Here is a 21,007-nt window from a genome sequence, read left to right on the forward strand (position 1 = left end):
GTGTGGCGTGCCCCTGCGTCATTCATCGTCGGCCATGCTTACCTGCCACGGTCGGGTTGCGCGCGCAGTCTCGAAGTGGTTGATCGGCCTCACGGAACGTTCCCGCCCCAGGGCCTGGATGGACCCGCACTCAGTCATATGGGCGGTTTCTGTACCGACCCGGGCGGCGAATGCGGCGAGATTAGTGCCTTACATAGCTGGATGGGGTGTTATCGGGGCATAAGTATCGCTCGGGATCCGGAGGAGGCACTCGATGCGTGGAGCCACGCGCGCCCGGTGGGCCGTCTGTGCACTGTCGGCGGCGCTGGCCGCCGCGGCGGCCGGGTGCGGCGGCAGCGGCACCGGGGCCGGGGTCGTCCGCTCCTCCTGGGGGGACCCGCAGAACCAGCTGGAGCCGGCCAACACCAACGAGGTCCAGGGCGGCAAGGTCCTCGCCATGATCTTCCGCGGGCTCAAGCGCTACGACCCCCGCAGCGGCGCCGCCGAGAACATGCTGGCCGAGAAGATCGAGACCACGGACCAGCAGAACTTCACCATCACCCTCAAGGACGGCTGGACCTTCTCCAACGGCGAGAAGGTCACCTCGAAGTCCTTCGTGGACGCCTGGAACTACGCGGCCCTCGTCGACAACAAGCAGAAGAACGCCTCCTTCTTCGCATACGTCGACGGCTACGACAAGGTCCACCCCGCCGACGGGGCCGCCACCGCCAGGACGCTCTCCGGCCTCGCCGTCAAGGACGACAAGACCTTCACGGTCCGGCTGAACACCAAGTTCTCCACGTGGCCCGACACCCTCGGCTACGCCGCCTACGCCCCCCTGCCCCGGGCCTTCTTCGACGACCACGCGGCCTGGCTGAAGAAGCCCGTCGGCAACGGCCCGTACACCGTCGACTCCTACGCCAAGGGCTCGGCGATGAAGCTCAGCAGGTGGGAGGGCTACCCGGGCGACGACAAGGCGCGCAACAGCGGCGTGGAACTGCGCGTCTACACCGACAACAACACCGCGTACACCGACCTGCAGGCCGGCAACCTCGACCTGGTCGACGACATCCCCAGCGCCCAGCTCAAGAACGTCAAGAACGACCTGGGCGACCGCTACATCAACCAGCCCGCCGGCATCATCCAGACCCTCGTCTTCCCCATGTACGAAGCGAACTGGTCGAAGAGCGGCATGGAGAAGGTCCGCCGCGGGCTGTCCATGGCGATCAACCGCGAGCAGATCACCGACCAGATCTACCACAAGACCCGCACCCCGGCGACGGACTGGACCTCACCCGCCCTCGGCGACCAGGGCGGCTACAAGTCCGGCCTGTGCGGGGACGCGTGCACCTTCGACCCCGCTTCGGCGAAGAAGCTCATCCAGGACGGCGGAGGCCTGCCCGGCGGCCGCATCACCCTCACCTCCAACGTCGACACCGGCTCGCACCGGGTCTGGCTGGACGCCGTCTGCAACAGCATCAACAACGCCCTCGGCAACGACAACGCCTGCGTCGTCAACCCGGTCGGCACCTTCGCGGACTTCCGCAACCAGCTCACCGAGCACCGCCTCAGCAACCCCTTCCGCTCCGGCTGGCAGATGGACTACCCGCTCATCCAGAACTTCCTCCAGCCGCTCTACTCCACGGACGCCTCCTCCAACTACGGCAAGTTCAGCGACCCGCAGTTCGACCGGCTCGTCGACGAGGCCAACGCCGAGAGCTCCCAGGGCGCGGCCAACGCCAGGTTCCACGACGCGGAGCGGATCCTCGCCCGGCTGATGCCCGCCATCCCGCTGTGGTACCAGAACGGCAGCGCCGGCTACTCCGAGCGGGTCTCCGACGTCACGCTCAACCCCTTCAGCGTGCCCGTCTACGAGCAGATCAAGGTGGACTGACGCGCTCATGGGACGGTACGTGGTCCGGCGGCTGCTCCAGATGGTCCCGGTGTTCATCGGCAGCACGTTCCTGATCTTCTTCATGGTCTACGCCCTGGGCGACCCGGTGGCCGCCCTCTTCGGCGACAAGGCGCCCGACCCCGCGACCGCCGCCCGCATCCGGCAGGAGCTCTACCTCGACGAGCCCCTGTGGAAGCAGTACGCGCACTACATGGGCCAGATCCTCTCGGGCGACTTCGGGACGGCCTTCAACGGCCAGCCGGTCACCGAGCTGATGGCCGACGCCTTCCCCGTGACGCTCCGGCTCACGCTCGTGGCGGTCCTCTTCGAGATCGTCATCGGCATCACCCTCGGCGTCCTCAGCGGCCTGCGGCGCGGCCGCTCCGCCGACACCACCGTGCTGCTGCTGACCCTCGTCGTCGTCTCCATCCCGACCTTCGTCAGCGGCTACGTGCTGCAGTACCTCTTCGGCGTCAAGTGGGGGATCGTCTCCCCCTCGGTGTCCCCCGAGGCGCCCCTCGACGAACTGCTGCTGCCCGGCATCGTCCTCGCCCTGACCTCCCTCGCCTACGTCACCCGCCTCTCGCGCACCTCCATCGCCGAGAACGCGCGCGCCGACTACGTCCGCACGGCCGTCGCCAAGGGCCTGCCGCGCCGCCGCGTCGTCACCCGGCACCTGCTGCGCAACTCCCTCATCCCCGTCGTCACCTTCATCGGCACCGACATCGGCGCGCTGATGGGCGGCGCCATCGTCACCGAGCGGATCTTCAACATCCACGGCGTCGGCTTCCAGCTCTACCAGGGCATCCTGCGGCAGAACTCGCCCACCGTCGTCGGCTTCGTGACCATCCTCGTCATCGTCTTCCTGCTGGCGAACCTGTTCGTCGACCTCCTCTACGCCGTGCTCGACCCGAGGATCCGCTATGCCTGAGCTCGATCCCTCCGACCCCGACGCGGCCGTCACCCCCGCTGGCGGTGGCGCGTCGTCGCTGGCCACCAGCGACGCGCAGACCCTCGAGGGCGGGCCGATCCCCGGCGGCACCCGCAGCGGCAAGGCCCGCAGCCTGTGGTCCGACGCCTGGCACGACCTGCGGCGCAACCCCGTCTTCGTGGTCTCCGCGCTGATCATCGTCTTCCTCGTGCTCATCGCCCTGTGGCCCGGTCTGATCGCGAGCGGCAACCCCCTGCAGTGCGACCTCGCCAAGGCCCAGGAGGGCTCCCGGCCCGGCCACCCCTTCGGCTTCGACACCCAGGGCTGCGACGTCTACACCCGCACCGTCCACGGCGCCCGCGCCTCCATCACCGTCGGCATCTGCGCCACCGCCGGCGCCGCCCTGCTCGGCAGCGTCCTCGGCGGGCTCGCCGGCTTCTTCGGCAGCTGGTGGGACGCGCTGCTCTCCCGCGTCGCCGACGTCTTCTTCGGCATCCCCATCATCCTGGGCGGCCTGGTCTTCCTCTCCGTGGTCACCTCCGGCTCGCTGTGGCCCGTCGTCGGCTTCATCGTGCTGCTCGGCTGGCCGCAGATCTCCCGCATCGCCCGCGGCTCCGTCGTCACCGCCAAACAGCACGACTACGTGCAGGCCGCGCGGGCCCTCGGCGCGGGCAGCGGCCGCCTGCTGCTGCGGCACATCGCACCGAACGCCGTGGCCCCCGTCATCGTCGTCGCGACCATCGCCCTCGGCACGTACATCGCCCTGGAGGCCACGCTGTCCTTCCTGGGCGTCGGCCTCAAACCGCCCACCGTGTCCTGGGGCATCGACATCTCCAACGCCTCCACCCAGATCCGCAACGCGCCCCACATGCTGCTGTGGCCCGCAGGCGCCCTGAGCATCACGGTGCTGGCGTTCATCATGCTCGGCGACGCGGTCCGCGACGCCCTCGACCCCAAACTGCGCTGAGGAGCGGGCGGATGACACAGCCCACCGGGCGGGCGGCCGCGGCCGAGCCCCTGCTGGACGTACGCGACCTGCACGTGGAGTTCCGCACCCGGGACGGCGTGGCCAAGGCCGTCAACGGCGTCAGCTACGGCGTCCGCGCCGGGGAGACGCTCGCCGTGCTCGGGGAGTCCGGCTCGGGCAAATCGGTGACCGCGCAGGCCGTCATGGGCATCCTCGACTCCCCGCCCGGCCGCATCACCGGCGGCGAAGTCCTCTTCCGCGGCCGCGACCTGCTCACCATGGGCGCAGAGGCCCGGCGCCGGATCCGCGGCGCCAAACTGTCGATGATCTTCCAGGACGCGCTGTCCGCCCTCAACCCCGTGATGAGCGTGGGCGCCCAGCTCGGCGAGATGTTCTCCGTCCACGACGGCATGACGCGGGGGGACTCCCGCGACAAGGCCGTCCAGCTGATGGAGCGCGTGCGCATCCCCGCCGCGGCCCAGCGCGCCGGCGACTACCCCCACCAGTTCTCCGGCGGCATGCGCCAGCGCATCATGATCGCCATGGCGCTGGCGCTGGAGCCGGACCTCGTCATCGCCGACGAACCCACCACCGCCCTCGACGTCACCGTCCAGGCCCAGGTCATGGACCTGCTCGCCGAACTGCAGCGCGAGTACAACATGGGCCTGATCCTCATCACCCACGACCTCGGCGTCGTGGCCGACGTCGCCGACAAGATCGCCGTGATGTACGCCGGGCGGATCGTCGAGACCGCCCCCGTCCACGCCCTGTACGCGGCGCCCGCCCACCCCTACACCGCCGGCCTGCTCGGCTCCATCCCCCGCCTCGACCACAAGGGCAAGGAGCTCTACGCCATCAAGGGCCTGCCGCCCAGCCTCACCGACATCCCCGCCGGCTGCCCCTTCAACCCCCGCTGCCCGCGCGCACGGGAGATCTGCCGCACCGACCGGCCGCCGCTCTTCGACGTCGCCCCCGGGCGGACCAGCGCCTGCCACTTCTGGAAGGAGACCCTCGACGATGCCGGGTAACGGCGAGGCCATTCTGGAGGTGCGGGACCTGGTCAAGCACTACCCGCTCACCCAGGGCGTCCTCTTTCGGAAGCAGATCGGGGCCGTGCACGCCGTCGACGGCGTCTCCTTCGACCTGCGGCGCGGCGAGACGCTGGGCATCGTGGGCGAGTCGGGCTGCGGCAAGTCCACGGTCGCGAAGCTCCTCGTGCACCTGGAGCGGCCCACGGCCGGGCGGATCCTCTACAAGGGCGAGGACATCACCAGGCTGTCCGGGCGGGCCCTCAAGGCCGTACGGCGCAACATCCAGATGGTCTTCCAGGACCCGTACACCTCCCTCAACCCGCGGATGACCGTCGGCGACATCATCGGCGAGCCCTACGACATCCACCCCGAAGTCGCGCCCAAGGGCGACCGGCGCGCCCGGGTCCGCGAACTCCTCGACGTCGTCGGCCTCAACCCCGAGCACATCAACCGCTACCCCCACCAGTTCTCCGGCGGGCAGCGCCAGCGCATCGGCATCGCGCGGGGGCTCGCCCTGCGGCCCGAGGTGATCGTCGCCGACGAGCCCGTCTCGGCCCTCGACGTCTCCGTCCAGGCCCAGGTCGTCAACCTCCTCGAACGGCTCCAGGCCGAGTTCGACCTGGCGTACGTCTTCATCGCGCACGACCTGTCGGTCGTCCGGCACATCTCCGACCGGGTCGCCGTCATGTACCTCGGGCGCTTCGCCGAGACGGGCACCGACACCCAGATCTACGAGCACGCCACCCACCCGTACACGCAGGCGCTGCTCTCGGCCGTGCCCGTGCCGGACCCGCGCGCGCGGGAGGGGCGCGAACGCATCATCCTCACCGGTGACGTGCCCTCGCCGGCGCACCCGCCGTCCGGGTGCCGGTTCCGCACGCGGTGCTGGAAGGCCCAGGAGAAGTGCGCGCGGGTCGTCCCGCCGCTGGAGATCCCCGACTGGTTCCTGGAGGGCGCGGGCCCGGAAGCGCACGCGTCGGCGTGCCACTACGCGGAAGAACGCGTGCCGCCGGACGACGGCCTTCCGCCCCGGTGAGCCAGGCCGGACCGGGGACCGCCGGGCTGCGCTGCCGTGGCTCTGTTTCGCCTCGCGACTTCCCTCCGCCGCGACGGCGCTCGGCCCCCGCCGGGGTGCCCGGCGGTGCCACGCGGCCTCCGGCCCGGTCCGGCACCGCCGGGCTGCACCGTCGTGGCTTGGCGCCGTTGCGGCGGGATGTTTTTGCCGCGGCGTGGCATGGGCCCGGCTGCCGCCACGTTTATGTCGTCGCGCGACACCCTTCCGCCGCGACGGCGCTCGGGGCCCGCCGGGCTGCGCCGTCGTGGCTTGGCGCCGTTGCGGCGGGTTTATTTGCCCGGGGCGGAGGTGCTTGCCTGCGGCAACGCAAGGATCAGGAGGCAACCTCCGTCGTCGGAGGTTCCGGGAAGTGGCAGGCTGACAGGTGGGCTCCGGCGGAGCCGTCCGCGCGGGTGAGCTCCGGGACTTCCGTCGCGCAGCGCTCCCGCGCCTTCCAGCAGCGCGAGCGGAAGCGGCACCCCGACGGCGGGGCGACCGGGGACGGCACGTCACCGGTGAGACGAATGCGTTCGCGCCCCGCCGCACCGTACGCCTCCGGTACCGCCGACAGCAGCGCGTGCGTATACGGGTGGCGCGGGCGCCGGTAGATGTCGTCGCGGGAGCCGGTCTCCACGATCCTGCCGAGGTACATGACGGCGACGCGCTGCGAGAAGTGCCGTACGACGGCCAGGTCGTGGGCGATGAACAGGAAGGCGATCCCCAGCTCCCGCTGCAGCGACTGCAGCAGGTTGACGACCTGCGCCTGGATGGAGACGTCGAGGGCCGACACGGGTTCGTCGGCGACGACGATCTTCGGGTTCAGGGCGAGCGCCCTGGCCACCCCGATCCGCTGCCGCTGCCCGCCGGAGAACTCGTGCGGGAAGCGGTTGTAGTGCTCAGGGCTCAGCCCCACGGTCTCCAGCAGCTCGCGCACGCGTGCCTCGCGCCCGCCCGGCGGCTCGACGCCGTGGATCTCCATGGGGCCGGAGACGATCCGGCCGACGGTCTGCCGGGGGTTCAGCGACGCGTAGGGATCCTGGAAGATCATCTGGATTTCGGAGCGGACGGGGGCGAGTTCCCGCCGCCCGGCGTGGGTGATGTCGCGGCCCCGGTAGCGGATCCGTCCGGCCGAGGGTTCCAGCAGCCGCGTGAGCAGCCGCCCCGTCGTCGACTTGCCGCAGCCGGACTCGCCGACCAGGCCGAAGCTCTCCCCGGCGCGCACGGTCAGGTCGATGCCGTCGACGGCCCGTACGGCGCCCACGGTCCGCCGGACGGGGAACCCGCCGCGCACCGGGAAGTGCTTGGTGAGGTTCTCGGCGACGAGCAGCGGCTCGCCGCCCCGGGGGCTCTTGTCGTCCATGGTGGGCACTCCTCAGCCGAGCCGGGGTCGGATCTGCTCCGCGAACACGCTGCGCTGCAGCTCCTCCCCGAGGTGGCAGGCCGCCCCCCGGCCGGGCGGCAGCGACGGCCGTTCCGTGCGGCAGCGGTCGTCCGCGACGTCGGCGGCGTACGCGCAGCGCGGGTGGAAGGGACAGCCGGGCGGCGGGGCGAGCAGGCTGGGCGGGGTGCCCGGGATGGGGGTGAGCGGCTGCTCGACGTCGGAGGAGAGCCGGGGCATGGAGCCCAGCAGCCCCCAGGTGTACGGATGCCGGGGCGCCCGCAGCACCTCGCGCACCGGCCCCCTCTCGACGGCCCGCCCGGCGTACATCACCAGCAGGTCGTCCACGGTGCCGGCGACGACGCCCAGGTCGTGGGTGACGAGGACGATGGCCGCACCGGTCTGCTGCTGGAGCTCCTTGAGCAGGTCGAGGATCTGGGCCTGCACGGTGACGTCGAGCGCGGTCGTCGGTTCGTCGGCGATGAGCAGCTCGGGGTCGCAGACCAGCGCCATCGCGATCATCGCGCGCTGGCGCATCCCGCCGGAGAACTGGTGGGGGTAGTCGTCCACGCGCAGCGCCGGGTCGGTGATGCCGACCCGGCGCAGCATCTCGACCGCCCGCAGCCGGGCCTCCCGCCGGGAGGCGCCGGTGTGCTTGCGGTACGGCTCGGCGATCTGCCGCCCGACGGTGTAGTACGGGGAGAGCGCGGTGAGCGAGTCCTGGAAGACCATCGCCACCTTGTTCCCGCGCAGCTTCTCCAGGACGGATTCCGGCGCCCCGGTCAGCTCCTGCCCGTCCAGCAGCACCTCGCCGCTGATCTCGGTGGTGCGCGGGTCGTGCAGGCCGAGGACGGCGAGGTTGGTGACGGACTTCCCGGAGCCGGACTCGCCGACGATGCCGAGCGTGCGGCCGCGCTCCAGGGTGAAGGACAGGCCGTCGACGGCCCGTACGGTGCCGTCCTCGGTGGCGAAGCGCACGTACAGGTCGCGCACGGAGAGGAAGGGGGGCAACGGCGTTCTCCTGACGGCTAGGCGAGCCGCACGCGCGGGTCGATGACGGCGTAGGCGGCGTCCACCACGATGTTGGCGACGACGATCGCCGTGCAGCCGACGAGCATCACCGCCATGAGGGTCGGCAGGTCGGTCTCGCTCACCGAGGACACCGCGAGCCGGCCCAGGCCGTGCAGGCTGAAGGTGAACTCGGTGATGATCGCGCCGCCGAAGAGCGAGCCGAGGTCGATGCCGAAGATGGTGACGATGGGCGCGAGCGCGCCCCGCCAGGCGTAGCGGAAGAAGACGGCGCGCCGCCCGAGCCCCTTGGCGCGGGCCGCGCGCACGTGGTCCTCGCCGAGTTGCTCGATCATCTGGGAGCGCGTCATGCGGCTGTAGTTGGCGATGAAGATGATGGACAGCACCAGCCAGGGGATGAGCATGCCGGTGAACCACTTCACCGGGTCCTCGGTGATCGGGTGGTAGGCCGGGTTGTCCATCCAGTGCAGCCCGCTGACGAGCACGGCCAGGGCGATGACGCCGACGAAGTAGATCTGCAGGGCGTTGCCGACGAGGGACAGGGAGCTGAAGAACTTGTCGATCCAGGTCCCGCGGAAGGCGGCGGCGATCATGCCGATGCCGACGCCGACGACGAGGAAGACGGCGGCCCCGCCGAGCGTGATGGACAGGGTCGTGGGGAAGCGGTCCACGATGGTGCCCCACACGGGCTGCTGGTTGGAGAAGGAGTAGCCGAAGCAGGGCGCCGGGCAGTGGCCGACGCTGAAGTCGCGGCCGGTGAAGATGCCCGCCATGTAGTGCCAGTACTGCACGGGGACCGGATCGTCCAGGCCGAGGTTCTTGTTGATCAGGGCGAGGGCGTCCGGGGTGCAGTTCTTGCCGCAGGACATCAGGGCCGGCTGGGAGGGCAGCGCGAAGAACAGGGCGAAGGTGATCGCGCTGATCAGCACGATGATGACGAGGGCGCCGAGCGAGCGGCGCGCGAGGAAGCGCAGCATGGTCCGCCGTCCGGGCCGTTACTTGACGTAGACGCCGGTCGGGTCGACGGTCCCGTAGACCGGCTGGTAGCGGACCCCGCCCAGGTTCGAGCCCCACAGGGAGAACTGGGTGTTGTAGAAGGTCGGCACGCCCGGCACGTCCTCGGTGAAGATCTTGTCGGCGAGCTTCTGCCACTCGGGCGCCGCCTTCTTCACGTCCGGGATCGCGTTGATCCGGTCGACCTCCTTGTTGACGGCCGGGTTGTCGAGGTGGGCGTAGTTCTGGGAGCCGTCGGCGATCTGCCGGCCGTCGAAGAGGGGCGGCACGACGGTCGAGGCGACGGGCCAGTCCGCGCCCCACGAGGTGCGGTAGATGTCGAACTTGTTCTTCACCTCGGCGATCGCGGTGCGCCAGGTGTTGGAGTCGATCTCCTTCTTCTGCACCTTGAAGCCCGCCCGTTCCAGGGCCTGGGTGACGACCACGGAGACCTTCTGCTGGATGTCGGTGTTGGCGTAGGCGTAGACGATCTCCTGGCCCTCCTTGCCGGCCGCCTTGAGCAGCTCGCGGGCCTTGTCCGGGTCGCCGGCCGGCTTGGCCTTCTTCCCGAAGGGGTCGGTCGGCCGGTAGCCGTCCATGGCGGGGGAGAGGAAGTTGGTGGCGAGCACCCCGGCGGTCGCGCCGCCGTTCTGCTGGAGGATCTGCCCGTTGGGCATCGCGTAGGCGAGCGCCTTGCGGACGTTCACGTCCTTGAGCCGGTCCATGTTGAAGCTGATGTAGTCCACGTACGGCTGGATCTCCACGAACCGGCGCGCCTTGGTGTCGGCCTGGCCGAGGACCTTCTCGGTCATCTCCGGGGCGACGGCGTTGGAGAACGACAGGGTGTTCTTGTCGGCGCCCTGGTCGGCGAGGTAGCGGCGCGTGGAGTCCGCGTACTGGTGGCCGAAGCTGATCTCGAAGCGGTCGGCGTACTGGTGCCGGATCGGGTCGGTCTTCGCGTCCCAGTGCTCGTTGCGCAGGAGCGTCAGCGACTTGCCGACCTTGTACTCGCCGACCTTGTACGGGCCGGAGGCGAAGGGGGCGTTGTCGTACTTGCGCTGGGTGTCCTTCTCCGCCTTGACCGCGCCGATGTTCGGCATGGCGGTGGCGAAGGGGGTGTCGGCGTGCGGCTGACGGAAGTGGAAGACGATCGTCTTGTCGTCCGGGGTGTCCAGCACGGACGCGGGCAGGTGCGCGCCCTTGTACGGGCCGTCGGGCAGCGCCTTGCGGAAGGACGTGCCGTCGCCGGAGAGCCACTGCGGGATGTACTGCGGGCCGTCGGTCTCGAAGTCGGCGTAGAGCCGTTCGACGCCCCAGCGCACGTCCTTGGAGGTGATCGGCGAGCCGTCCTCGAACTTCAGCCCGTCCTTGAGGGTGAACTTCCAGGTCTTCCCGCCGTCGGAGGAGGTGCCCGCGTCGGTCGCGAGGTCGCCGACGACCTTGACCCGGCCGGAGTCGTCCACCTTGTACGAGGTGAGCGAGCGGTTGTAGAGCATCTGGTTGGCGAGCATGTCGTTGTAGTAGATCTGCCCGGGGTCCAGGTGCACGAAGGCGTCGCGCTGCAGGACGCCGACGGTGCCGCCCTTCTTCGCGCCGGACACCTCGGGGGCCGGGCCCGCCGAGTCCTCCTTGGTGCCGATCGAGAAGTTGGCGGAGGCGTTCTTGTCCGTGCCGGGCCCCGCGGTCTTGTCACCCCCGCCCCCGCCGCCTCCGCTGCTGCACGCGCAGAGCACGAGGGCGCCGGAGGCCAGGGCGGCCGCCGCGGGCGCGAGGCGGCCTCTGGAGCGGAGGGGTCCCGTGGCGGGCTTCGTCGTGGGCGTCATGGGTCGATGCACCTGCCTGTCCGTCGTCGGCGGTTCCTGTGTGCACGTCCTCAGCGTCCGGTCCGCGGGTCGAAGGCGTCCCGGACCGAGTCCCCGAGCAGGTTGAAGGCGACCACGAAAACGATCATCGCGAGGCCGGGGAAGAAGATGTAGGTGATGTCGCTCTCGTAGTAGTGGGCGCCGTTGGCGAACATCCGGCCCCAGTCCGGCGTGGGCTCCACGATGCCGACGCCGATGAAGGACAGCCCGGCCTCGATGGTCACGAAGCTGGGCAGCATCAGCGTGGACTGCACCAGGATGGGCGTCCAGAGGTTGGGCAGCAGCTCCTTGCTGATGATCCGCCAGGGCGAGGCGCCGGTGACCCGCGCGGCCTCGACGAACTCCCTTTCCCGCAGGCTCAGCACCTGCCCGCGCAGCAGCCGCGCGAGGCCCATCCAGCCCAGCACCCACAGCACGAGGATCAGCGTCAGCACCCGCAGATAGGTCGGGGTCTCCTTCTCCGGGCTCACGAAGAGCGAATAGACGACCGGGGTGAAGGCGATGAACGACAGCTGGCTCGGGAAGGCCAGCAGCAAGTCGATGAAGCGGCCGAGCAGATAGTCGGTCCGGCCGCCCAGATACCCGGCCGTGACGCCGATGAGCACACCGGTCACGACGCACAGGACCGTGGCGGCCGCGGCGATGAGCAGGGACGTACGGATCCCGTAGACCAGCTGGGTCAGGACGTCCCGGCCGAGGGTGGGTTCGATGCCGAACCAGAAGCTTCCCGAAATGCCGCCGTTGGGCTTGACCGGATACCCGAACTCATTGAGCAGGCCCGGCTCGTTCAGCCCGTAGGTCTCCGTCGGGTTCCTGCCGTAGAGCTTCGAGATCAGCGGCGCCGCCAGCGCGACGAGGAAGAAGAACGTCACCACGCAGGCCGAGACGACACCCGGACGGTCGCGTTTGAAGCGCCGCCGCATCAGCTGTCCGGGTGATCTGCCGACCGGTTCCGGATGCGCCACCGGGGCCGGGGAGGAACTCGTCATCGCGTAATCCCCCGCACTGTCGTCGTCGAACCCACCGCGGACGCGGGGCGCGCGCAGTGGGTTGAGCGGACTTTCGCAACGGATTCACAGCGCAGTCAAGAGTGCGGCCCACCCGGAGGGGACGGGCGGCACTTCTTGAGCGAACGTTGAGCGGATCGACGACGGATCGACGACGCGGCGTGCTTGACGCGGCGTGCCCGGCCGGGGTGCCGGGCACACCGCGCACGAGCGTCGGCGGCAGCAGCGCGAAGGGTCAGGCCATGCCCAGGGACCGCTTGAGGAAGTCCACTTGGAGCAGCAGGAGGTTCTCCGCGACCTGCTCCTGCGGGGTCATGTGCGTCACGCCCGACAGCGGCAGCACCTCGTGCGGCCGGCCCGCCGCGAGCAGCGCCGAGGACAGCCGCAGGGTGTGCGCCGCGACCACGTTGTCGTCGGCCAGACCGTGGACGATCATCAGCGGCCGGACCGGGCCGGCGGCCTCCGCCAGACCGTCGTCGGTGACCAGCGAGTTGCGGGCGTACACCTTCGGCTTCTCCTCCGGCAGGCCGAGGTAGCGCTCGGTGTAGTGCGTGTCGTACAGCCGCCAGTCGGTCACCGGGGCGCCCGCGACGGCCGCGTGGAAGACGTCCGGGCGGCGCAGCACGGCCAGCGCCGCGAGATAGCCGCCGTAGGACCAGCCGCGGATGCCCACCCGGCCCAGGTCCAGGGGGAAGTCCGCGGCCAGCGCCCGCAGGGCCTCGACCTGGTCGTCCAGGGTGACGCCGGCGAAGTCCTCGTGGACCGCCTTCTCCCAGGCGGGGGAGCGGTGCGGGGTGCCCCGGCCGTCGGCGACGACCACGGCGAAGCCCTGGTCGGCGAACCACTGCGAGGTCAGGTGGGCGTTGTGCCCGGCGACCACGCGCGGGCCGTGCGGACCGCCGTAGGGGTCCATGAGGACCGGAAGCGGTCCGTCGCCCTCCGCGTAGCCCGTCGGAAGGAGTACGGCGCACGGGATCCGGCGCGCGCCCGCCTCGGTGAGCCGTGCGCGCGAGGTGAGCACCGGCGCTTCGGCATACGAGGTCACGCCGGTCGTTTCCGCGCCGTCGCGCAGGACCCGGGCGGTGGCCCCCGCGCGCTCCGGTACCGCCGACACCAGGACGGTGACCGCCCCCGAGCGCACGGCCGAGTGCCAGCCGCGCTCCTGCGAGACGCGCTGCACGCCCCGCTCGCTCACCCGGTAGACGTGCGTCTCCCCGGTCTCCGGCTCCTGCGCGCCCGCCCCCGCCGACGCGGAGACCAGCACGTCGTCGTCGCCGACGTCGAGCACCGCGCGCAGGTGCAGCCGGCTTCCGGTCAGCGTGCGGTCGCCGACCACCAGGGCCCGCGAGCCGTCCTCGTCGCTGACGCGCACCAGGCGCCCGTCGGCGGACCAGGCGGGAACACCGGGGAACAGTTCAAGCCACTTTGCGTCCTGCTCTTCGTGGAGCACGCTCGTGGTGCCCGTCCCGGTGTCCACGGTGAGATACGCCTGGTCGCGCTGGTCGCGGCTCTGCACCAGCAGCAGCGGAGGGCCGCCCGCGGACCAGTGCACGCGCGCCAGGTACGGATGGCGCGCGCGGTCCCACCGCACGTCCGTGCGGGACCCGTCCAGGCCCAGCAGCGAGAGCGTCACCTCGGCGTTGGGCGTGCCCGCCGCCGGGTAGGCCACCTCCGCGGGCCGGCTGCCGGGGTTGGCCGGGTCGGCGATCCACCAGCGCCGCACGGGGGCGTCGTCCACCCGCGCCGCCAGCAGCGACTCCCCGTCCGGGGCCCACCAGAAGCCGCGGTGGCGATCCATCTCCTCGGCCGCCACGAACTCCGCGAGCCCCCAGGTCACCGTGGGTGCGTCCGGCTCGGCCAGGACCCGGTCCCCGCTCGCGCCGGACGTTCCGCCCGCCGCCGGCTCCACGTCCACGACGCGCAGCGCGCCGCCCGAGACATAGGCGACCCGGCGCCCGTCGGGAGAGGGCCTCGGGTCGGCGACCGGGCCAGGAACGGCCAGTTCACGGGCGGTGCCGCCGCGCAGCTCCGCCACGAACAGGCGACCCGAGAGGGTGAACGCCGCCAACTCCACCGCGCTGTCCACGGCGTAGCCCACGACGCCCGCCGAACCCTCGCGCAGCCGCTCCCGCCGGGCCTTCTCCTCGGCCGACAGCTCCTCTCCGGCCCCGGCCAGCAGGACGGACGGGTCGGCGGCGGGGAACTCCCTGCCGTCCGCGGGGTCGAGGACCCACAACACGCCCGTCCGGTCGGTCCCGGAACGCGAGCGGATGAAGACGACACGCGAGCCGTCGGGTGACACCGTGAACGAGCGCGGCGCGCCGAGCGAGAAGCGCTGCGTGCGCGCGTACTGTCGCGGGAAGGAGACTTGTCCGGTCATGCCGCCGAGCCTACGGGCGAGGCGGCGAGAATCCGTCGTGCGCCCCGGAATTGCCCCCGTGCACCCAGTGCTGGGTGACGCTCCGGAAAGTTATGATCACGGACGCATAGCTGATGAGTCTCGCGTGACAACCGCTCCACCCCGTTCGCCCTGCCCGTTCAGCGTTTTGTCGTTCTTGTTCTCGCTCGTTGTCGTGTGTCATCCGTCCAACCGCGCGTATCTGGAGGTGAACCGCCGTGGCACTCTCGATTTCGGCGGTGGTGCTGCTGGCGATCGTCGTCTTCATGCTGTGCCGGAAGTCCGGGCTGAAGGCCGGTCACGCAGCGGTCTGCGTCCTGCTGGGGTTCTATCTGGCGAGCTCGTCCCTCGGGCCGACGATCCACCAGGTCACCAAGAGCGCCACCGACGTGATCAGCAACATCAAGTTCTGAGGGCGTCCGCCCCGGGTCCGCGGGCGGGGCTCCGCCGGGCCCGCGGGACTCGTAGGCTGGTCCCATGACCGACAGCTCCTTCCTGCCGGGTCGCCGGCTCCTCCTGGTGCACGCGCACCCGGACGACGAATCCATCAACAATGGCGCGACCATGGCCAAGTACGCGGCCGAAGGGGCCCACGTCACCCTCGTGACCTGCACACTCGGCGAGGAGGGCGAGGTGATCCCGGCGGAGCTGGCCCACCTCGCCGCCGACCGGGAGGACGCCCTCGGGCCCTTCCGTGCCGGTGAGCTGGCGGCCGCCATGAAGGAGCTCGGCGTCACCGACCACCGCTTCCTGGGTGGCCCCGGGCGCTACCGGGACTCGGGAATGATGGGCGCGCCGCAGAACGACCACCCCGGATGCTTCTGGCGGGCGGACGTGGACGAGGCGGCCGCGTCCCTCGTTGAGGTGATTCGCGAGGTCCGTCCGCAGGTGCTCGTCACCTACGACCCCGACGGCGGTTACGGCCACCCCGACCACATCCAGGCGCACCGCGTCGCGATGCGCGCCGCGGAGCTCGCGGGCGAGCCGGCCTTCCGCCGCGACCTGGGCGACCCCCACGAGATCGCGAAGGTCTACTGGAACTGCGTGCCGCTGTCCGTCGTGGAGGAGGGCTTCGCGCGGCTGCGCGCCGCGGGCCGCGAGTTCCCCTTCCCGGGCATCGCCTCCCCGGCCGACGTGCCGGGCGTCGTCCCCGACGACGAGGTGACGGCCGCCATCGCGACCGCCGGTCACGCCGAGGCCAAGGCCGCGGCGATGCGGGCGCACGCCACTCAGATCGCCGTGGACGGCCCGTTCTTCGCGCTCTCCAACGACCTGGGCCAGCCGATCCTCGCCGACGAGTACTACAGGCTCGTCCGCGGCGTGGCCGCCGGCCCCCGCGAGGACGACCTGTTCGCCGGGGTGGACGCGTGACCGGTATGACCGCACCTCTGACCGCCGGGCGTATCGCCGCGTTCGCCGGCCTGTTCGTCCTCGGCGCCGCGACGGGCCTCGCCGGTGCGCTCACGCAGGGCGGCTGGTTCCCCGGCGGTCTGTCGCTGGCCCTGCTCGCCGTCGCGGGCCTCAGCTACGGCGCGGTGACGCTCACCGGCACCCGCGCCGGCGGTGCGGTTGCGGGCGGCGGCTGGCTCGTCGCCGTGCTCCTGATGACCAGCTCCCGGCCCGAGGGCGACTTCTTCTTCGGCGCCGGAATCGGTGCGTACGTCTTCCTGCTGGGCGGGATGGCGCTGGCTGTGATGTGCGCCACTGTCCCGAAATTGCCGCAACCGGACGGACCTTCGGTCCGACTTGGCAAGTGACGTGACGATTTCTGCCTGAGTGTCGTTCGGCTCCCTAGCAGGTCATCCGGTATCTGCCGGACTTGTCCCGTGACGGGCCGACGGCGCGCGGCCACGCAGCGCGCTCCCGTCCGCCGGCGTGAACCGGCGGTCGTCAAGTGAGCGTGCGCGGTGCCCAGTATGGTGGTGCGCGCCGCCGAGCCGCCCGAGCGAGGTCATGACGGGCGGCGGAGCTAACCGGGAGAACCTGCTTTGAGCCGTGAATCTGACAGTTCGTCCTCCGGGCCCCAGGGGCGCGGTGGCGCCGCCTACCCGTCCGGGACCCCTCCGTACGGCAGTGAGGAGCAGGCCCGCGGGGCCGCCGCCTCCAGGCCGGAAGAGCCCAAGACCGAGACCACGCTGACGACGCGGATCCGCATCAACATCCCGGGCTCGCGGCCCATCCCGCCGGTCATCATGCGCACGCCCGTCGACGGCGAGGCCGCGCCCGCGAGCGCGCCCGCCAAGCCGGCCGCTCCGGCGGGAGGTGCCCCGGCGGGCGAGCGCAAGGCCGAACTGCCGCGCCGTCCCGCCCCGACCACGCCGCCCGGCCGCAAGCCGCAGGACCGCCCCGGCGACAAGGACCAGGGCGCCAAGGGCGAGAAGGCCAGCGACTGGTTCGCTCCGCGCAAGTCCGGCGGCCCCGCACCCGCGGGCGGTCCGGCGACCCGCCGTTCCGCGGCCCCGGGCGGCGCTGCAGGCGCTGCCGGCGCGGGCGTGCCGCAGGGCGGTGCCCAGGCCCCCGGCGTCCCGCAGCACTCCGGTCCGCGCAACGCCCCCCAGGCTCCCCCCGCGGGTCAGGCCATGGGTGCGCCCGCGGGCGGTGCGCCGTGGCCGGGTGACGCGCAGACGACCGGTTCGATGCCGCAGCCGCCCGCCCCGGGCAACGGCTGGCAGCGCGACACCACGCAGAGCGGCGCCCGCCAGGCGGGCGCCCCGGCGCCGCGCCGCGGCGCGGAGGACGACTGGCCGGGAGGCTCTTCGACCACGGGGGCGACCTCGTGGGACGCGGGCGCGAACCCGGGTATGAACACGGGCATGAACGACATCCCGGGTGCCGGTGTGCCCGGTGGCGCGGGCGTACCCGGCGCGGCCGGCAACGGCGCGCCCTCCGGTGGCAGGGCGCAGCGCCGCGGTGCGCAGGACGACTGGCCGGGCGGCCCGTCGGCCTCCTCCGCTCCCGCGGCCCCCGTCGACGACTGGCCGGCCGGCCCCTCGGCCACGGCCTCCACGCCGTGGCCGGGCGACGCGCAGACGACCGGTTCGATGCCGCAGCCGCCCGCTCCGGGCAACGGCTCCTGGGCCGACCAGCCCGTGAGCACCGACCCGCTGGGCATCATGCAGGCTCCGGGCACGCCCCCGAGCACGAGCACGCAGTGGACCGAGCCGGAGAGCACGCAGCAGTTCCCCGCGCCCGCCATGGGCCAGGGCACCGCGGCGCCGTTCGCCCCCGCCGGCGGTGGCGCCGGGCGTACGGACACCCCGCACGAGGGCGTGCCCCGCGTGCCCGCGCCGCCCGTCGGCGCGCAGTCCGCCGCCGGGGCCGCCGCGACGGCGCCCGGCATAGCTCCCCAGGCGCCCAAGGGCGGCAAGGGCGCCAAGGGCAAGGGCGGCAAGAAGGGCGGCCCCAAGGCCCCCGCGGCCGGCGCCCAGGCCGGCGGCGCGACGCTCGTCGGCGGTGTGCCCGCCGTACCGCCGCCCGGTCCGGGCGGTGCCGCGCAGGCCAAGAAGCCCGTGGACAGCGGTGCGCCGCGGATCGCCGTGCCCAAGCCCAAGGTGCCGGGCCCCGGCGCCGGACCGGCCGTCCCGCCGCCCCCGGCCAAGGGAGCGGTTCCCAAGGCCCCGGCGAAGAGCGCGCCCGCGAAGGCCAAGCCGAAGAAGAAGGGCCGCTCCAAGCTCGTGCTGCTGGGCGGCGCGGTCGTCGGCCTGGCCGGTGTCGCGTACGGCGCCGGGCTGCTGCTCGACCACGCGGACGTGCCCAACGGCACCACCGTGCTCGGGGTGAACATCGGCGGCTCCTCCAAGGAGCAGGCCGTCCAGAAGCTCGACTCCGCGCTCGGCGACCGTGCCACCAAGCCGCTGAAGGTCTCCATCGGCGGCAAGCAGACGGAGCTGAAGCCGTCCGTGGCGGGGCTGTCGATCGACACCCAGGCCACGGTGCGCGCGGCGGCCGGCCGGGACTACAACCCGCTGACCGTCATCCCCTCGCTCATCGGCGGCACGCGCAAGGCCGACCCCGTGATCGTCGCCGACGAGGAGAAGATCGCGGCGGCGCTCAAGACGCTCGCGGGCGAGTCGGGCGCGGCCACGGAAGGCACGATCAAGTTCGAGCCGGGCAAGGCCGTGCCGGTCTACGGCAAGCCGTACCAGGGCATCGACGGCGACCAGGGCGTCGACGCCGTCGCCAAGGCGTACAAGGACCGCGCCGCCACCGGTCAGGAGACCACCGTGGCGCTGCCGAGCGCGAACCAGCAGCCGAAGGTGAGCAACGCCGAGGTCGACCGGATGATGAAGGAGTTCGCGAAGCCGGCGATGTCCGGCCTGGTGACCGTGCAGACCGACCCGCTGCACAAGATCCAGTTCGGCCCCGAGCGCTCGCTGCCGAAGATCCTGGGCGTCAAGGAGGTCGGCGGCAAGCTCGTCGAGAACTACGACCTCGAAGCGGTCAAGGAGCTGTACGGCACCGCGTTCAAGGGCGTCCTCATCCAGCGCGGCAACGGCACCAAGACGGAGGTCACCCCGCAGGACGTGGTGGGGGCCCTGCGCAAGGCGCTCATGGGCAAGACGCCCGCCGAGCGGATCGGGGTCATCCCGCTCAACGGCAGCTGAGCCGGCGGGCGGCCCGCCCGCAGGTCGTGCGTGCCCCCCGTGCCCCCGTGGCACGGGGGGCTCACTCCTGTCGCGGCACCATGACATCTGTCATGGTCAGGACCGTACGGCTGACACTGCCGCCGGCCCCCGCCGACCGGCCAGGATGGTGGACATGACCACCACAGCAGTTACGCACACGGGGGACGGGCGCCGCACCGGCGCCCCCGTGGTCAGTTTCGAGAACGTCAGCAAGAGCTACGGCGCGGTGCGTGCCGTGGCTGATCTGGACCTTCAGCTCTACCCGGGCGAGACCGTCGCCCTGCTCGGCCCCAACGGCGCCGGCAAGTCCTCCACCCTCGACCTGCTCCTCGGGCTGAGGAACCCCGACGCGGGCCGGGTGGAGCTCTTCGGCACCACGCCGCAGCAGGCCATCGCCCAGGGCAAGGTCGGCGCCATGCTGCAGTCCGGCGGCCTGATGGAGGACGTCACCGTCCGCGAGATCGTCAAGCTCGGCTGCGATCTGCACCCCCGTCGCTACCCCGTCGACCAGGTGCTCGCCGCCGCCGATCTCACCGAGATAGCCGACCGTCAGGTCAACAAGCTCTCCGGCGGCCAGGAGCAGCGGGTGCGCTTCGCGCTCGCGACGGCCGGCGCCAACGAGCTCATCGTGCTGGACGAGCCCACGACCGGCATGGACGTCTCCGCCCGCCAGGCGTTCTGGGGCGTGATGCGCGAGCAGGCCCGCGCCGGCCGCGCCATCCTCTTCGCCACGCACTACCTCGAAGAGGCCGACGCCATCGCCGACCGCGTGATCGTGCTGCACCGCGGGCGCGTCCTCGCGGACGGCTCGGCCGCCGAGATCAAGGCGAAGGCCGGCGCCCGCCGGATCGTCTTCGACCTGGACGGGCACATCGGCGAGGCCGCCCTGCGCGAGCTGCCGTTCCTGGCCTCCCTGGAGGTATCCGGGCGCACGGTGCGCATCCAGTCGCACGACGCCGACGCCACGGTCCACGCCCTCTACGGGCTCGGCCTCTACCCGCGCAACCTGGAGGTCGCGGGGCTCGGCCTGGAGCAGGCCTTCATCGCCATCACCGACGCTGCCACCGCCGAGGAGGCGGCCGTATGAACACCCTGATCAAGCTCGAGATCGCGCGCACCCTGCGCAACAAGAAGTTCATGTTCTTCTCGGTGATCTACCCCGCCGGCCTCTACCTGCTGATCGCGGGCGGCGCCAGCAGCACCGAGATCGTCGAGGGCACCGGGCTGACGCTGCCGCTGCTGATGATGGTCTCCATGGCCTCCTTCGGCGCCATCACCGCCGTCCTCGTCGGCAACAGCGAGCGGATCGCCAAGGAGCGCGAGAAGGGCTGGGTGCGCCAGCTGCGCCTGACCGCCCTGCCCGGCCGCGGCTACGTGACCGCCAAGGTCGCCTCCGCCGCCGTGGTCTCCCTCCCCTCGATCCTCGTGGTCTTCCTGGTCGCCGCGCTCGTCAAGGACGTCCGGATGGACGCCGCCTGGCAGTGGTTCGCGCTCGTGGGCGCCATCTGGGCCGGCAGCATCGTCTTCGCCGCGCTCGGCGTGGCCGTCGGCTACCTCGCCACGGGCGACGCCGTCCGCCCCATCACGATGATCATCTACTTCGCGCTGTCGATGCTCGGCGGCCTGTGGATGCCGACCACCACCTTCCCGACGTGGCTGCAGAAGGTCGCGGAGTGGACGCCCACTTACGCGTACGCCGGTCTCGGCCGGTCGATCGAGCAGGCGCACGCCCCCGAGGCGAAGCACGTGGCGCTCCTGGCCCTCTACCTGCTGGTGTTCGCCGGCATGGCAGCCTGGCTGTACCGCAAGGACACCCGCAAGTCCTGAGCGCGACCCCGGAAGACCAGGAAGACAGGCAG

At 71.7% G+C, this 21,007-nt stretch carries 17 protein-coding genes; 11 read left to right on the forward strand and 6 right to left on the reverse strand.

Annotated elements, in window-relative coordinates; genetic code table 11:
• The first annotated feature begins 253 nt into the window (after positions 1 to 253).
• Genes ACSNOG_RS01570 through ACSNOG_RS01590 form a run of 5 tightly spaced genes read left to right on the forward strand, consistent with a single transcriptional unit; the run spans position 254 to position 5,838 of the window.
• Positions 254 to 1,873, forward strand: coding sequence for a peptide ABC transporter substrate-binding protein (locus tag ACSNOG_RS01570; protein ID WP_436750662.1), 1,620 nt, complete (start codon positions 254 to 256; stop codon positions 1,871 to 1,873).
• Between the two features lie 7 nt (positions 1,874 to 1,880).
• The gene (locus ACSNOG_RS01575) at positions 1,881 to 2,804 is read left to right on the forward strand and encodes an ABC transporter permease (RefSeq protein ID WP_436750663.1); all 924 of its coding nucleotides are present in this window, start codon (positions 1,881 to 1,883) and stop codon (positions 2,802 to 2,804) included.
• Positions 2,797 to 3,771 (forward strand): ABC transporter permease, encoded by a 975-nt coding sequence (locus ACSNOG_RS01580; protein WP_436750664.1) that lies wholly within the window; start codon positions 2,797 to 2,799, stop codon positions 3,769 to 3,771. Before ACSNOG_RS01575 ends, ACSNOG_RS01580 begins: the two co-directional genes overlap by 8 nt.
• An 11-nt stretch (positions 3,772 to 3,782) precedes the next feature.
• Positions 3,783 to 4,799: an ABC transporter ATP-binding protein gene (locus ACSNOG_RS01585; RefSeq protein ID WP_436750665.1), complete on the forward strand. Its 1,017-nt coding sequence runs from the start codon at positions 3,783 to 3,785 to the stop codon at positions 4,797 to 4,799.
• Positions 4,789 to 5,838, forward strand: coding sequence for an ABC transporter ATP-binding protein (locus ACSNOG_RS01590; RefSeq protein ID WP_436750666.1), 1,050 nt, complete (start codon positions 4,789 to 4,791; stop codon positions 5,836 to 5,838). Before ACSNOG_RS01585 ends, ACSNOG_RS01590 begins: the two co-directional genes overlap by 11 nt.
• A gap of 352 nt (positions 5,839 to 6,190) precedes the next feature.
• Here the strand turns inward: ACSNOG_RS01590 and ACSNOG_RS01595 are convergent, their stop codons facing one another.
• The 6 genes from ACSNOG_RS01595 to ACSNOG_RS01620 all read right to left on the reverse strand — a co-directional run bounded on the left by ACSNOG_RS01595 (position 6,191) and on the right by ACSNOG_RS01620 (position 14,505).
• Positions 6,191 to 7,216 carry an ABC transporter ATP-binding protein gene (locus ACSNOG_RS01595; RefSeq protein ID WP_436750667.1) on the reverse strand — a complete coding sequence of 342 codons (1,026 nt, stop codon included), beginning with the start codon at positions 7,214 to 7,216 and terminating at the stop codon, positions 6,191 to 6,193.
• 12 nt (positions 7,217 to 7,228) lie between these two features.
• Entirely contained in the window at positions 7,229 to 8,245 is a 1,017-nt protein-coding gene (locus tag ACSNOG_RS01600; protein ID WP_436750668.1) for an ABC transporter ATP-binding protein, read from the reverse strand.
• Between the two features lie 17 nt (positions 8,246 to 8,262).
• A complete protein-coding gene (locus ACSNOG_RS01605; RefSeq protein WP_436750669.1) occupies positions 8,263 to 9,240 on the reverse strand; it encodes an ABC transporter permease in 978 nt (325 codons plus the stop codon).
• 18 nt (positions 9,241 to 9,258) lie between these two features.
• Positions 9,259 to 11,079 carry an ABC transporter substrate-binding protein gene (locus tag ACSNOG_RS01610; RefSeq protein WP_436750670.1) on the reverse strand — a complete coding sequence of 607 codons (1,821 nt, stop codon included), beginning with the start codon at positions 11,077 to 11,079 and terminating at the stop codon, positions 9,259 to 9,261.
• Between the two features lie 50 nt (positions 11,080 to 11,129).
• Positions 11,130 to 12,107: an ABC transporter permease gene (locus ACSNOG_RS01615; protein ID WP_436750671.1), complete on the reverse strand. Its 978-nt coding sequence runs from the start codon at positions 12,105 to 12,107 to the stop codon at positions 11,130 to 11,132.
• A gap of 253 nt (positions 12,108 to 12,360) precedes the next feature.
• On the reverse strand, positions 12,361 to 14,505 hold the full coding sequence (locus ACSNOG_RS01620) for a prolyl oligopeptidase family serine peptidase (protein WP_436750672.1): 2,145 nt from the start codon (positions 14,503 to 14,505) through the stop codon (positions 12,361 to 12,363).
• Between the two features lie 236 nt (positions 14,506 to 14,741).
• Here ACSNOG_RS01620 and ACSNOG_RS01625 point away from each other — a divergent pair, with 236 nt between their 5' ends.
• The 6 genes from ACSNOG_RS01625 to ACSNOG_RS01650 all read left to right on the forward strand — a co-directional run bounded on the left by ACSNOG_RS01625 (position 14,742) and on the right by ACSNOG_RS01650 (position 20,975).
• Positions 14,742 to 14,936: a hypothetical protein gene (locus ACSNOG_RS01625; RefSeq protein WP_030366139.1), complete on the forward strand. Its 195-nt coding sequence runs from the start codon at positions 14,742 to 14,744 to the stop codon at positions 14,934 to 14,936.
• A 64-nt stretch (positions 14,937 to 15,000) separates the two neighbouring features.
• Positions 15,001 to 15,894, forward strand: coding sequence for an N-acetyl-1-D-myo-inositol-2-amino-2-deoxy-alpha-D-glucopyranoside deacetylase (mshB, locus tag ACSNOG_RS01630; protein ID WP_436750673.1), 894 nt, complete (start codon positions 15,001 to 15,003; stop codon positions 15,892 to 15,894).
• Between the two features lie 5 nt (positions 15,895 to 15,899).
• Positions 15,900 to 16,280 (forward strand): DUF6113 family protein, encoded by a 381-nt coding sequence (locus tag ACSNOG_RS01635; RefSeq protein WP_436750674.1) that lies wholly within the window; start codon positions 15,900 to 15,902, stop codon positions 16,278 to 16,280.
• 231 nt (positions 16,281 to 16,511) lie between these two features.
• A complete protein-coding gene (locus ACSNOG_RS01640; RefSeq protein ID WP_436750675.1) occupies positions 16,512 to 19,127 on the forward strand; it encodes a hypothetical protein in 2,616 nt (871 codons plus the stop codon).
• Positions 19,128 to 19,281: 154 nt separating this feature from the next.
• Entirely contained in the window at positions 19,282 to 20,235 is a 954-nt protein-coding gene (locus tag ACSNOG_RS01645; protein WP_436750676.1) for an ABC transporter ATP-binding protein, read from the forward strand.
• Positions 20,232 to 20,975, forward strand: a complete 744-nt coding sequence (locus tag ACSNOG_RS01650; protein ID WP_436750677.1) for an ABC transporter permease — start codon at positions 20,232 to 20,234, stop codon at positions 20,973 to 20,975. The genes ACSNOG_RS01645 and ACSNOG_RS01650 overlap by 4 nt, the downstream gene beginning before the upstream one ends.
• Positions 20,976 to 21,007 lie beyond the last annotated feature (32 nt).

It is taken from the genome of Streptomyces sp. URMC 124, from assembly GCF_051386455.1.
Classification (GTDB): domain Bacteria; phylum Actinomycetota; class Actinomycetes; order Streptomycetales; family Streptomycetaceae; genus Streptomyces.